The 12,070-nt window shown below is 69.2% G+C and carries 10 protein-coding genes; 6 read left to right on the top strand and 4 right to left on the bottom strand.

The features are described 5' to 3' along the window. Window positions 1–149 precede the first annotated feature (149 nt). The gene (locus tag DMR_RS01060) at window positions 150–1,661 is read left to right on the top strand and encodes a sensor histidine kinase (protein ID WP_012749831.1); all 1,512 of its coding nucleotides are present in this window, start codon (window positions 150–152) and stop codon (window positions 1,659–1,661) included. 90 nt (window positions 1,662–1,751) lie between these two features. Then, window positions 1,752–2,156: a lysozyme inhibitor LprI family protein gene (locus DMR_RS01065; RefSeq protein WP_043599808.1), complete on the top strand. Its 405-nt coding sequence runs from the start codon at window positions 1,752–1,754 to the stop codon at window positions 2,154–2,156. Window positions 2,157–2,190: 34 nt separating this feature from the next. Here the strand turns inward: DMR_RS01065 and DMR_RS01070 are convergent, their stop codons facing one another. Beyond that, window positions 2,191–2,628 (bottom strand): hypothetical protein, encoded by a 438-nt coding sequence (locus tag DMR_RS01070; protein WP_043599810.1) that lies wholly within the window; start codon window positions 2,626–2,628, stop codon window positions 2,191–2,193. Window positions 2,629–2,707: 79 nt separating this feature from the next. On the opposite strand from DMR_RS01070, the gene DMR_RS01075 reads away from it, so the two are divergent. The 4 genes from DMR_RS01075 (at window position 2,708) to DMR_RS01090 (ending at window position 7,329) form a co-directional block, all read left to right on the top strand. Continuing rightward, window positions 2,708–3,766 carry a cobalt-precorrin 5A hydrolase gene (locus tag DMR_RS01075; protein WP_012749834.1) on the top strand — a complete coding sequence of 353 codons (1,059 nt, stop codon included), beginning with the start codon at window positions 2,708–2,710 and terminating at the stop codon, window positions 3,764–3,766. Beyond that, window positions 3,667–4,512 (top strand): precorrin-3B C(17)-methyltransferase, encoded by an 846-nt coding sequence (cobJ, locus tag DMR_RS01080; RefSeq protein WP_012749835.1) that lies wholly within the window; start codon window positions 3,667–3,669, stop codon window positions 4,510–4,512. The genes DMR_RS01075 and cobJ overlap by 100 nt, the downstream gene beginning before the upstream one ends. Window positions 4,513–4,631: 119 nt before the next feature. Then, window positions 4,632–5,018, top strand: coding sequence for a cytochrome c3 family protein (locus DMR_RS01085; RefSeq protein ID WP_012749836.1), 387 nt, complete (start codon window positions 4,632–4,634; stop codon window positions 5,016–5,018). Between the two features lie 79 nt (window positions 5,019–5,097). Then, window positions 5,098–7,329 (top strand): hypothetical protein, encoded by a 2,232-nt coding sequence (locus DMR_RS01090; protein ID WP_012749837.1) that lies wholly within the window; start codon window positions 5,098–5,100, stop codon window positions 7,327–7,329. Between the two features lie 495 nt (window positions 7,330–7,824). Here the strand turns inward: DMR_RS01090 and DMR_RS01095 are convergent, their stop codons facing one another. The 3 genes from DMR_RS01095 to DMR_RS01105 form a co-directional block, all read right to left on the bottom strand. Further along, complete coding sequence (locus tag DMR_RS01095) at window positions 7,825–8,139, bottom strand: EF-hand domain-containing protein (RefSeq protein WP_043599812.1); 315 nt, start codon at window positions 8,137–8,139, stop codon at window positions 7,825–7,827. A 187-nt stretch (window positions 8,140–8,326) separates the two neighbouring features. Further along, complete coding sequence (locus tag DMR_RS01100; protein WP_012749839.1) at window positions 8,327–10,582, bottom strand: DUF3536 domain-containing protein; 2,256 nt, start codon at window positions 10,580–10,582, stop codon at window positions 8,327–8,329. A 4-nt stretch (window positions 10,583–10,586) separates the two neighbouring features. Continuing rightward, complete coding sequence (locus DMR_RS01105; RefSeq protein ID WP_012749840.1) at window positions 10,587–12,068, bottom strand: hypothetical protein; 1,482 nt, start codon at window positions 12,066–12,068, stop codon at window positions 10,587–10,589. Window positions 12,069–12,070: the final 2 nt, after the last annotated feature.

Genomic DNA, 12,070 nt, shown 5'->3' on the forward strand with positions numbered 1-12,070 from the left:
AGCCTTCATGCCATTTCGTCCATGTGTCCCAGGGGGGCCGGCCCGGCAGGGTCTGGCCGGCCGCAGGCCGTTTGCGCGCATTGTCGCGCGACCGGCCACGTCTTGTTGCGTGCTTCCGCAAACTCCGGCCGGCCGGCGCTGATCCTTCCATGGCCGATACCCACGATTTCCCCGATATCCAGGAACGCCTCCTCGCCCTGGAGGAGGCCTTTGCCGACCGCAACGGCTACCGGTTTAAAAAGGCCCTGTCCGAGCTGCGCCGCTCCATTAAAATGCGGGCCAACGCCGTGGCCCTGGCCCAGGCCGAAATTCTCGACAGCCGCAAGGAAATCGAGCGCAACCGCAAGCAGTGCGTGGATTTGCAGGCCAAGCTCAAGACCGTTGTGGACCGTTTCGAGGGCAGTTTCACGGCCTTTGAGAAGTTCCGCAAGGCCATCCGGGTGGTGGAGCTCATGCGCGGCCACGAGGATCTGCCGGCCGTGCTCGATCGCATCAAGGACCTCTTTGGCCTGCGGGCCGTGAGCCTGCTGCTCGACGCCGGGGAGTACGCCCCCTTCGAGCCGCCCGGGGCGCGTTTGGCCGAGGCCGGGGCTCTTCGGGCCAAGCTGGCCGAGCTCATGCCCAAGGGCGCCGGCCCAGGGCCGTTCATGGGTTCCATCCGGGCCGTGCCCGACCCGGAATTCTTTTTCGGCCAGGGCTTTTGCGCCGAACGCAAGGTGCTGCTTCTGGGATCCTGCTTCATCTATCCCCTGCGCGACAAGTTCAGCCCCCAAAAGCTCGTCGGCATCCTGAGCTTTTTCGATTCCAACCCCGACCGCTACACCAGCGAGAAGGGGTCGGAGTTCGCCACCCACTTCGCCGACATCCTGGGCTACACCATCGTTGACGTCACGGACCGCAAAAAGGCCGAACGCCTGCGCGAAGACGTGGAACGCATGACCCGCCACGACCTCAAGTCACCGCTGACCGCCGTCCTGACCCTGCCCCAGCTCCTGCGCCGCGACGGCAACCTGACCGAGCGCCAAAACGACATGTTAAGCCTCATGCAGCACGCCGGCTACCGAATGCTCAACATGATCAACCAGTCCCTGGATCTCTACCGCATGGAGCGCGGCGTCTACGAACTCTCGCCCCAGATGGTCGACATCCTGCCCATCCTCGACAACATCTCCGGTGAGCTGCGCGGGGTCATCGAGGCCAGCGACCTGGCCCTGGACGTCGTCGTGCGGGGTCGCCCCCGCCAGGACGGCGACGCCTTTGCCGTGCGCGGCGAGGAAATGCTTCTCTACACCATGCTCTCCAACCTGATAAAAAACGCCCTGGAAGCCTCGCCGCCCGGCCAGCGCGTGGCCGTGACCCTGGCCGAGGGCCGGACCCTGGACGTGGCCGTGCACAACGCCGGGGCCGTGCCGGCCTCGGTGCGCCAGCGCTTTTTCACCAAGTTCGCCACGGCCGGCAAAAAAGACGGCACCGGCCTTGGCGCTTACGGGGCCAAGCTCATCGCCGAAACCCACGGGGCCAAGATCGCCATGGCCACCTCCGAACAGAAAGGCACCACCGTCACGGTGTCGTTTCCCAAGCCGCGTACGCCGGCGAATGCGCAAACGAATACGAATACGAATACGAAGGCGAAGATGCCTCCGGCGGCCGGGAGGGGGTAACCCCCTCCCGGACCCTCCCTGATAGGGGGGAGAAGGTTTGGGCTGGGGCTGCGTAGAATGGTTGCCGCGTGGCGCGGCCAGGAGGGGTCCATGTTCGCACGGTGTGTCATGGCATTGGCGTTGGCGCTGGCCGTCCCGGCCACGGCCGCCCTGGCCCAGTCCCAGGCGGCCTACAACGCCGCCGCTTGCGCGGCCCTCAAAAAGGCCGACGCTGAACTCAACGCCGTGTATACGGCCGTTCTCAAGAAAAACGCCGACGACAAGAATTTCATCGACAAGCTCAAGGTCGCCCAGCGGGCCTGGGTGGCCTTCCGCGACGCCGAAATGGCCGCCCGCTACCCGGCCAGGGACAAGGGGGAATACGGCTCGGCCTTTGACCTGTGCTGGTGCAACGGTCTGGCCGCGCTGACCCAACAGCGCACGGAGCAATTAAAACCCTGGCGCGACGGCATCCCCGAAGGCGACGTCTGTACGGGCAGCTATCCGGTGCGGTAACTGCTGTTCGTGGGAAAGTTGGGGGGAGACGATTTCAGGCCCGGGCCGTGAACATGGCCCCTGGGGCCACCGTGGCGCTGGTGGACGCGCCGGCCCGGTCGTAGGCCCGAAGCGTCCGGGCGCTGGCGGCGGCGTTGCCGGCCGCAGTCCCGTCGGGGGGGGCCGCCCCGGTCGCCGCGGCAGTCGAAACCGCGCCGGCAAGCGAAGTCAGCACCGCCGTCTGGCGGGACTGGGCAAAGCCGCTGTCGCCAAACTCGCGGCCTGAAGTGGCCGAACCGTCCGCGCCGGACTGCGCCCCGGGCAACGGCCCGCTTCCCTGGCCCTGGATCGGCGGGGCTGCCTGGGAGGCGCGGACGGGTTCGGCATCTGGACTGGTCACTCGCGGCGGCGGCGTCGGATCAGGCACGGCGGGAGCCTGGGCCGCGTACAGCCCAAGGGTCCCGTATCCGCCGCTGTCCACCGCATCGATCATGGCTCTCTCCTGTCCGGGACTCGTCCCGTTCGCAGCTCTTATCGGCCCCTGGCCGGGCCGTCTTTAGTCCCGGACCGAAATGGCCTATGCTTTTTCCATGAACGCATCCACGCCCGGCGACGTCGCCGTCTATGCCGTCACGGCCAAGGGCCTGGCCCTGGGCCGCGCCCTGGCCCGGGAACTGCCGGCAACACTTTACGCCCCGGCCCGGTTGGCCGACGGCGGGGCCGTGCCCTTTGCTTCCTTGTCCGAGCTTGTGGCCGAAACCTTCCACCAGCGCCGCGCCCATGTTTTCCTGTGCGCCTGCGGCATCGCCGTGCGGGCCGTCGCGCCGCACCTGCGCGGCAAGGCCGTCGATCCGGCCGTGGTCTGCCTGGACGATGCCGCGACCTTTGCCGTAAGCCTGCTGTCCGGCCACCTGGGCGGGGCCAACGACCTGGCCCGGCGTCTGGCCGGCCTGACCGGGGCCGTGCCCGTGGTCACCACCGCCACCGACGCGGCCGGCGCGCCGGCCATCGAGCTCCTGGCCCGGGACGCCGGCCTGTTCCTGGACAACCCGGTTGCCACGCGCCGCGTCAACGCCGCCCTGGCCGCCGGGGAGCCAGTGGCCGTGTTCGATCCCCTGGGCGCGTTCACGCCGCCCGAGGCCGCCGCCCGGCATTTCGTCTGGCTGGCCGATCCGGCCGGCGCGGGTCCGGACGAACCCCTGGTGGTGGTGGATTGGCGGGCCGGGCCGGAAACGCCCACGCGGCTCTATTTGCGCCCCCGCGTCCTGGCCGCCGGCATCGGCTGCCGCAAGGGGGCTTCGGCCGAGGCCATCCTGGAGCTCGTCGACGCCGCCTGCCGCCAGTACCGGCTGGCTCCGGCCGCCATCGGGCAGGTGGCCAGCATCGAGGCCAAGCGCCACGAGCCGGGGTTGCTCGAAGCGGCCCGGCGGCTTGGAGCGGGCATCGTGTTTTTTTCCGCCGACGAACTGTCCGGCATAAGCGTGCCCCATCCCTCGGCGATGGCGGCCAAACATATGGGAGTGGAAAGCGTATGCGAAGCGGCGGCGATTCTGGCGGCAAACCGGGGCAGGCTCGTGGCCCCGAAGACCAAAAACGCCGTGGCGACGCTGGCCCTGGCCCTGGCGCGCTGACCGTAGTCGGGCTTGGCCCCGGCGACGCCGCGCTTTTGGCCCCCATGGCCGAGGCGGCCCTGGCCGAGGCCGGCGTCGTCGTCGGCTACGGCCCCTATGTCGATCTCGTGTCGCCGGCCTTGCTCGCCGGCAAGGACGTGGTGGCCACGGGCATGACCGGCGAGGTGGCTCGTTGCCGGGCCGCCCTGGAGGCGGCCGCCGCCGGCCGGCGGGTGGTCCTCGTGTCCAGCGGCGACGCCGGGGTCTACGGCATGGCCGGGCTGGCCCTGGAAATGCTCGACGCCATGGGGCTGCCCCAGGCCCTGGATTTCTCCGTGGTTCCCGGCATCCCGGCCGTGTGCGCGGCGGCGGCCCTGCTCGGCGCGCCGCTCACCCATGATTTCGCCGTCATTTCGCTGTCCGACCTGCTCACGCCCCTGCCGGTCATCGAGGCGCGGCTGGAGGCCGCCTTTGCCGCCGATTTCGTGGTCGCCATCTACAATCCCCGCTCCCGCAAGCGCTCGGGCCATCTGGCCGAAGCCCTGGCCCGGGCCGCCCGGCATCGTGATCCCCAAACGCCGGTCGGCATGGTCAAAAACGCCTTCCGCCCGGCCCAGGAGATCCGCCTGACCAGTCTGGCCCAGGCCGATCCCGACTGGGCCGACATGCTTACCCTGGTCGTGGTCGGCTCCACCTCCAGCCGGCTGGCCGCCGGCCGTTTCCTCACCCCGCGCGGGTATGCCGGCAAGTACGCCCTGGAGGGCTGATTTCCGACCTCCGAGAGGGTAAATCTTCCGTCTTTTCCGGGGCGTATGCCTTGACAGGCTGTCCAGGCTGGCCGTACACCCTCTAAGTGATAAATTCTTCTTGGAAGGAGGTGTGAGGGATGAGAAAAGCATTGGTTTCGTGTCTGATGTGCGCCTCGCTGGTGGGCTTTGTCGGCCTGCCCATGGTCCACGCCGTGGACGCTCCGGCTGACGGAGAGATCAAAGCCCCCGAGGGCATGCCTGCCACCCAGTCGCCGGTAAAGTTCTCCCACAAGGGACACGCCAAGATCGACTGCAAGGCCTGCCACCACAAGGGCGAAGCCACTCAGAAGTGCTCCTCGGCCGGCTGCCACGACAGCCTTGATCCCAAGGACAAGACCAGCGACAAGTCGTTCTATCGTGCCTTCCACGACATGAAGAGCGAAAAGAGCTGCATGGGCTGCCACAAGAAGGAAGCCAAGGGCCCCACCAAGTGCCCTGAGTGCCACCCCAAGAAGGGCGCCTAACCCCACTGCGCATGTCGCGGGGCCGGGTGCCTATCCCCCGGACCCGCGACGGCGCGATGCAACCCGGCCGAGGTATTCCATGGCAAGCGACAAGCCCCTTCCCGATACCGACGACGACATCATCGATCTCACTGACCTCGTGGAAGAGGGCGGCGCCGGGAATGGCGCGGCCGACGACGGCGTCGACATGAGCTTCGAACAAGAGCTCGACGATCTTTTTGGCGATTCCGAACCCCTGCCGGCCAAAGCGCCGCCGGCCGCCGCCGCCCCGGCAGATGCCGCCGGCGAGGATGATCTTTTCGACCTGGCCGGTTTCGAGGTCGATGACGCGCCCAAGGCCGCCGCCGCTTCGGACGGCGAGGACGATCTCATCGATCTGGCCGGTTTCGAGGCCGAGGACGCCGCCCCCAAGGCCACAGCCGCCGCCGCGGACGACGACGCCATCGATCTTTCCAATTTCGGCCTGGATGACGACGCCGACGATCCCCTGGCCGGCCTGGGCGACGACAAACCCGCGCCGCCGGCCGCCACGCCCGCCATGTCCGCTGACGAAGACGACGCCCTGGATCTCGTCGGCCTGGGCCTGGACGACGACGCGGCCCCGGATGCCGCCACCCCCGATCTTTCCGACGTCTCCTTTGAAGACCTCGGCCCCGGCGACGCCGCCAAGGCCGCAGCCGCCGACAGCCTGGATGACATCGATTTCGGCGACCTCGACGCTGCGCCCGCCGAGACCGCCGCGTCCGCCCCGGACGGCGACGAGTCCATGGATCTGGCCGATCTCGACTTCGAAACCGCCACGCCCGAAGCGGACGTCACCGGCGAACCCGAAGCCGTGGCCGCCGTCCTGGCCGACATCGACGGCGACGAAGCCCCCAAGGCCGTCAGCGACGCTGACATCGACGCGCTGTTGGCCGAACCCGGCGACGACGAGCCCCTGCCCGATCTGCTCGGCACGCTGCCCGACGTCCCCGAGGACGACGACACCCTGGCCGCCTTCGACGCCGCCCCGGACAAGCCCGCCCCGCGCGACTCCCTGCCCGAGGCCGACGATCTGACCGATTTCGCCGATCTGCCCGACGTCGATGAACTGCCGGCCGAGGCCATCCCCCTGGCCGTCGCTGCAGCCGCCGCCGTGGGTGCGGCCGCCATGCCGGCCGTGGTCGCCCGCGCCCAGGCCGGGCCGTCCGTCGGCGGCATCGACCTCGGCGCCCTGGACAACCTCATCGATTCCTCAAAGGCCCCGGCCGTCGAGGCCGAAACCCCGGCCCCGGATAAGGCCCTGGCCGGCCGCATCGCCGCCCTGGAGGCCGCCGCCGCCGACTTGGCCGGCCGCCTCGACGCCCTGCCGCCGCCGCCCGACGAAAACGCCCTGGCCGTGGCCCTGGCCGGCCGCCTGGAAAGCGCGCTCACCCTTCGCGTCGAAAGCCTGCTCGCCAAGTACGAACCGGCCCCGGACGCCTCCAGCCTCAAGGACGACATCCTGGCCGAGGTGCGGGCCAGCCTGGAAGACCACCGCGCGGCCTTGCTCGCCGAGCTGCCGCCGCCGGCCGCAGCCCCGTCCGGCGACCTCGACGCCGCCCTGGAACGCCTGCGCGAAAGCCTGGCCCGCCTGGAAGCCCTGGGCCAGGGACGCCACACCCAGTTCGAGGACTTCGCCCGCTCCATGGAAACCAGCCTGGCCGAACTGCGCCGGGAATTGCCCGACCCCGAGGATTTCGTCACCGCCAAGCGGCTCGCCGAAGCCCTGGACGGCCTGGGCGAAACCCTGGCCGCCAGCCTCGACGGCCGGTTCGAAGCCACGGCCGAAGCCGCCCGCCAGGAGGTCCAAACCCTGGCCGCCAGCCTGGACGAACGTCTGGCCGACCTGGCCGAGACCGCCCGGCAGGCCGCTGTCGCGGAAATCCACAACCTCGACGCCCGGTTCGACGCCCTGGCCGAAACCGCCGTCGCCACGGCCCGCCAGGAAGCCTATACCCTGGCTCAGGCCCTGGAACCGCGTCTTGCCGGCCTGGAAAACGAACGCATAGACCCCGTCGCCCTGGCCGCCACCCTGCGCCAAAACCTGCTCGCCGACGTTGCCCCGGCCAGCGCCCTGGACAACCTCGCCGCCGCCGTGGATGCGGCTGCGCAAGACGCCCGCGACGCCTTAAACGGCCTCGGCGGCCGCGTCACCCCCGGCGACCTCGACGCCGCCCTCAACACCCTGCGCGCAAATCTGCTGGCCGAACTCGAAACCGCCGTGCCCAAAGCGGCCGCCGCCGTCATCCGCGAGGAAATCGCCGTGCTGCTGCAGGAATTCGCCGGGTAGCGCAGGGGGAAGCGGAAAGGAGTTGAGAGGAGCGAAGTGGAGAGGAGAGAGAAGGAAGAATGCCTCCGGCGGCCAAAGGGGCTGAGCCCCTTTGGAAACCCCTTCTGGGTTCGGTAACGGACAGATATTACGTCGAAAAGCGCGAGTGCGCCAAGACCCTTTGGGCGCGGGAGCGCTGGCGGCTGCGCTGCATGGGTCGTTGAAATTTTGGGGCCGTCGATGCGCCCGGCTGTCGCCGGGTGCTCGACGGCCCCAAAATTTCAACGACCCGGTTCGCCCGGGGTTACCCGGAACGGGGATGTGGTGGGGGCCGCCTCAGGCATACTCCCGACCTAATTTTCTCTCGGACCGCCGCCCGCCGACAACCCCACCACCCGCCTACCCCACCCCAGGTCGGGGGTCCGGGGGGCTGAGCCCCCCGGCGGGTCCAGGGCAGCGCCCTGGCAGGGTCTGGGACAGCGTCCCAGCGGGTGCAGGGCAGCGCCCTGCTGCCGGCTAATACGGCTCGTTTTGGGATTCGACGTCGTTCCAGACGCGCAGCGGCTCGTCGTCGTTGAGGGTACGTTCGACGAAACCGTTGCTGCTCTTGTCGATTTTCTTCCAGGCTGTATCGGCTTTTTGTTTCTGCTGGAATTTGGCGGTGAATTCTTCCTTGGTGATTTTGCCGTCGCCGTTGGCGTCGTAGGCGGCGAAGACCTGATCAATGTTGATGTAGGTCTGTTTGGCGGGCTTGGCGGATTTGGCGGAGCAGCCGCCGATGGCCAGGGCCAGGGCCAGAACGGCCAGGACGGCCGGAATGTTTCGCAGCATGGTCGTCTCCCGTAACGGTCGAAGTCTCGTAATTGGTGCGGCCGGCGGCCCCGGCCCGGCCCGGCGGAGGTCGCCGGTTTTGTTTCCAATCGGTAACCCGCGCGCCGGGCGGCGCACAATCCCCGGGGCCGGTCTTTTTGCGCCAAGCGGCAAAAAAACCTTACGCCAGGGGCACACGCTATCGATGCTACACGGCAAAGCCCAGGGCTTCGGCCAGTTCCCGGGCCGGGCCGGTGAAGGGCCGACGTTGCCACAGGGCGTTTTGGGCGGCCCACCAGTCGGGGTGAAGCCCCAGCTCGGCGGCGTGGCGGGTCAGGCGGGCTAGGAGTCGCCAATCCGGGTCGGGCAGTTCGATGAGCCGGGCGGCTTCGACGGCGATGCGGGCTTCCAGGGCGGCCTTGACGGGCGAACCGTCGCCAGTGTGCTTGAGGAACAGGTGGAGCAGCTCGCGTTTTTTGGGGGGCAGCGGCGGTTCGAAGACTTCCAGCCACAGCAGTCCCGGCCAGAGGTGCAGGACAAGCGGAGCCAGGGTCAGGGTGTTCTGGGCTTCCTGGCGTTCGGTGACGAGGCTTCGGGCCACGGCGGCGGCGGCGAGGTTTTCGGCGTGGAAGACTTCCGCGTGATGGCGCGAGAAGGCGTCGGCCAGGGCCTGGCGTTTATTGACGGGCAGGCCTACGGCCTCGAAGGCGAAGCCTTCCTCGACTCCGCCCGTGGCCGGCCGGATGGCGGCGCAGGCGGCAAACGGGTTGGCCGTGGGCGCGGGCGTATAGGTCAGTTCGTAGCGGTCGGCGGCGGTTTCGTGGCGGTAGACGATGGCGGCTGCGCCAGGGCGCGGCGCGCCGGCCGGGGCGTTTTCCAGGCGCACGGTCACGGCGACGCCAGGCCAGGTTGCCGCGGCTTCCTCGCCGCCCAGGGGCAGCCGGTTTTCCAGGGCCAGGGTCACAAGCGCCTGGGTGATGAGCGTTTTGGGCGTTTCGCGCCGGGGCCGGGCCATGGTTTCCCAGATGTCGGCCCCGCTGCCCATGGCTGGTTCGTTGGAGCGGGCCTGGGCCAGGATAGTCAGGATTTCCGGTTCCGGGTCGGCCATGCCGGTGGCCCGGGCCAGTTCCACGGCGCGCAGGGCAAAGGTCATGGCGTTGACCGGTTCCAGGCGCGAGATCTCGTCGAAAAACCAGGCGCAGCTGGCAAACGAGGCCAGTCCCCAGGCCTGCATGGACAGGAGTTTCCAGGCCGCCCCCCGGCGGACGGCGTCGGCCGATGGCGCCATGTGCAGCCGTTCAAAGCCCTCCTTGGACTGGGTGCCGGCCAGCACCTGGCCGTAGGCGTCAAGCGCCGCTTCGGGGGCCTTGAAGAGCGCGCCGGCCTTGGCGTCGTAGTGGCTGTCCAGGCGGGACTTGAGCAGATCCAGGGCGTTTCGCAGGGGGGCGCGCCAGCGCTGGTTGTAGCCCGGATGGTCGCCGGCGGTGCAGCCGCAGTCCGAGCGCCAACGTTCCACGCCGTGGGCGCAACTCCAGGCCGAGGCCTCGCGGATCTTGGCGTAGGCCTTGGGCGGATTGGCGGCCAGATAGGCGGCGAAGTTGGTGAGCGTCAGGCCATCGCGGCCGGATTTTGCCTTGTCCAGGGCATAGGCCAGGGCCATTTCGCCGAATTTGAAGTGGTGGCCGTAGGTTTCGCCGTCGGTGGCCAGGGAGAGCAGGCCCCCTCCGGCCGATTCGGACAGGCGGCGGAAGAAGTGTTCGCCGTCGGCCAGGAGATTTTCAAAGGCCACGGCCTGGGACAGGGGGCCGTGGTAGAAAAAGACGGCGATTTCCCGGCCGGACGGCAGGCGCACGGCGTAGGGCCGGCGGATGTCCAGGGAGCCGGCGTCCACGCCGCGCCAGTCGCGGCCGTTGTCGCTTATGGCCGTGGCCTGGGACGGGGCCAGGATGGTGAAGCGGATGCCGGCCTGGGCCAGGGCTTCCAGAGTCGGAGTGTCCACGGCGGTCTCGGACAGCCACATGCCTTCGGGATCGCGCCCGAACCGGGCCTTGAAGTCGTCCACGGCCCAGGCCACTTCCAGGCGTTTGTCGCGCTCGGTGGCCAGGGGCATGATGACGTGGTGGTAGATCTGGGCCAGGGCGTTGCCGTGGCCCAGGCGGGCCAGGCTCTCGCGGTCGGCCTCCAGGATGCGGGCGTAGGTGTCCGGGGCCGAGCGGGCCATCCAGGACATGAGCGTGGGGCCCGCGTTGAAGCTCATGTGGCTGTAGCAGTTGAACAGTTCGACGATGCGTCCGGCCCCGTCCTGGCGGCGGGCCCGGGCCATGGGGGCGTAGGATTCGCGGCAGATGCGTTCGTTCCAGTGCACGGCCGGGGCGGCGCTGCCTTCGGGCAGGATGCGGCCAAGCCAGGGGTCCTCGCGGGGGGGCTGGTAAAAATGGCCGTGGATGCACAGGGCGCGGTCCATGGTGCTACTCCTGTCCGGGATTTTCGATGCGGTTTTCCCCGCGCGGGGGCGGGGCGAAGGTTTTGCGGTCCAGGGCGTCCAGGGCGCGTTCGGCCAGGGCGGCTTCGCGGCGGCGCAGCAGCGACGCGTCCACGTAATGGACCTCCAGGGGACCCTTGGCCGGCCGCACCAGGGCCAACGACAGTCCGGGCCAGGACCACAGGTGCATGGTGGCGCCGTCAGGTTCCGGCCGGGTGACGGGCGGGCCGTATTTGGCGCTGTAGGCGGCCAGCACGCGTTCGTAATCGGCTTTGGGGTCGCTGCCCGAGGGCGCGATGGTCAGGGCCACGCCGGCCAGTTTGCCGGCGTCGTAGGCGTAGACCACGCTGATAAGCGGAATGTCGCCGAGATTTAAGCGTTCGTCGGCCCGGCGCAGGTAGCGCCGGCCCCGGTGGGTGAAGAGGAATTCGCCGGTGGGCAGGGCGGTTTCCGGGGAGCCGAAGGCCGCGCCGCGAAAGGACCGGGGCGGGTCGCCCTTGGAAAAGATGCGAAGCCCCCCGGACAGCGACGGCGGCGCGCCGGCCGCGGTCTCGGCGGCCACGACCTGGGCCAGCCGGGCGGCGTCGGCGTAGCGGATGGCCAGACCACCGGCGGCGGTGTCGCGGGACAGGGCGATCTGGGCGGCCGGCCAGCTCCAGACGAGTTCTTCTTCTAAAGTGGCTGCGATGGCCCGGGGCGCGCCGTATTTGGCGGCGTAGGCCTGGCGCAGGGCCTCGAAGTCCACCCCGGCGTCGGCCCGCATGAGCACGGCGAAGAACTTGCCCTGGTAAAAGCCGTAAAGGATGTCACCCAGGCGCGTTTCGCCCAGTTCCAGGCGTTCGCCGGCCCGGCGGTAATAGACGGCCGCGCCTTCGCGGTAGGCCTCGGCCATTTCGGGCAGGCTTTCGATGTCGCGGCCGAAACGGATGCCGCGAAAACCGATGGGGCCATGGGCGCGCACGTCGTCCAGGCTTTGCCAGGTGTCGCGCTCGTCGTGGCTGAGGTCCGGGAGATAGACGTAGTCGATGTCGGTGGTCCCTTCCCGGGCGTCGTGGGACAGGCTGACGGCCAGGGTGGGCTGCCGCCAGACCAGCCGGGTCCAGCCCGGCGCGCCTTCCCGGGCCGGCCGGCCGTACTTGGCTTCGTAGGCGGCGATGATATGGCCAAGCTCCTCGCAGCCGGCCAGATGCATCCGCACGAAAAAGAATTTTCCCCGGGAAAAGCCGTAGCGCACCGTGGTTGGGCAGTCCTCGCCAAAGGCCGGCTTTTCGGCCTCGCGGCGAAAAAGGGCCACCGGGCCAGCGTCCAGGACCGGAACCAGCCCGGGCACATCCGCCAGGGGCGCGCCAAAGGGGATGCCGCGAAATTCCGGCGGCTTGGCGGCCTCGGCCGGGCTGGCCGCCAGGGATAGCCAGGCGGCCAGGGCCAGCAGGGCCAGGCCAAACAGTCGGGCGGCCAGGGTTGCCATGG

It is taken from the genome of Solidesulfovibrio magneticus RS-1 (assembly GCF_000010665.1).
GTDB classification, from domain to species: Bacteria; Desulfobacterota; Desulfovibrionia; order Desulfovibrionales; family Desulfovibrionaceae; genus Solidesulfovibrio; species Solidesulfovibrio magneticus.

What these genes read in the sequence shown, in the direction of transcription:
- DMR_RS01060 (WP_012749831.1), top strand. Translation starts at nt 150, where the DNA reads ATGGCCGATACCCACGATTTCCCCGATATCCAGGAACGCCTCCTCGCC.
- DMR_RS01065 (WP_043599808.1), top strand. Translation starts at nt 1,752, where the DNA reads ATGTTCGCACGGTGTGTCATGGCATTGGCGTTGGCGCTGGCCGTCCCG.
- DMR_RS01070 (WP_043599810.1), bottom strand. Translation starts at nt 2,628, where the DNA reads ATGATCGATGCGGTGGACAGCGGCGGATACGGGACCCTTGGGCTGTAC.
- DMR_RS01075 (WP_012749834.1), top strand. Translation starts at nt 2,708, where the DNA reads ATGGCCTATGCTTTTTCCATGAACGCATCCACGCCCGGCGACGTCGCC.
- cobJ (WP_012749835.1), top strand. Translation starts at nt 3,667, where the DNA reads ATGCGAAGCGGCGGCGATTCTGGCGGCAAACCGGGGCAGGCTCGTGGC.
- DMR_RS01085 (WP_012749836.1), top strand. Translation starts at nt 4,632, where the DNA reads ATGAGAAAAGCATTGGTTTCGTGTCTGATGTGCGCCTCGCTGGTGGGC.
- DMR_RS01090 (WP_012749837.1), top strand. Translation starts at nt 5,098, where the DNA reads ATGGCAAGCGACAAGCCCCTTCCCGATACCGACGACGACATCATCGAT.
- DMR_RS01095 (WP_043599812.1), bottom strand. Translation starts at nt 8,139, where the DNA reads ATGCTGCGAAACATTCCGGCCGTCCTGGCCGTTCTGGCCCTGGCCCTG.
- DMR_RS01100 (WP_012749839.1), bottom strand. Translation starts at nt 10,582, where the DNA reads ATGGACCGCGCCCTGTGCATCCACGGCCATTTTTACCAGCCCCCCCGC.
- DMR_RS01105 (WP_012749840.1), bottom strand. Translation starts at nt 12,068, where the DNA reads ATGGCAACCCTGGCCGCCCGACTGTTTGGCCTGGCCCTGCTGGCCCTG.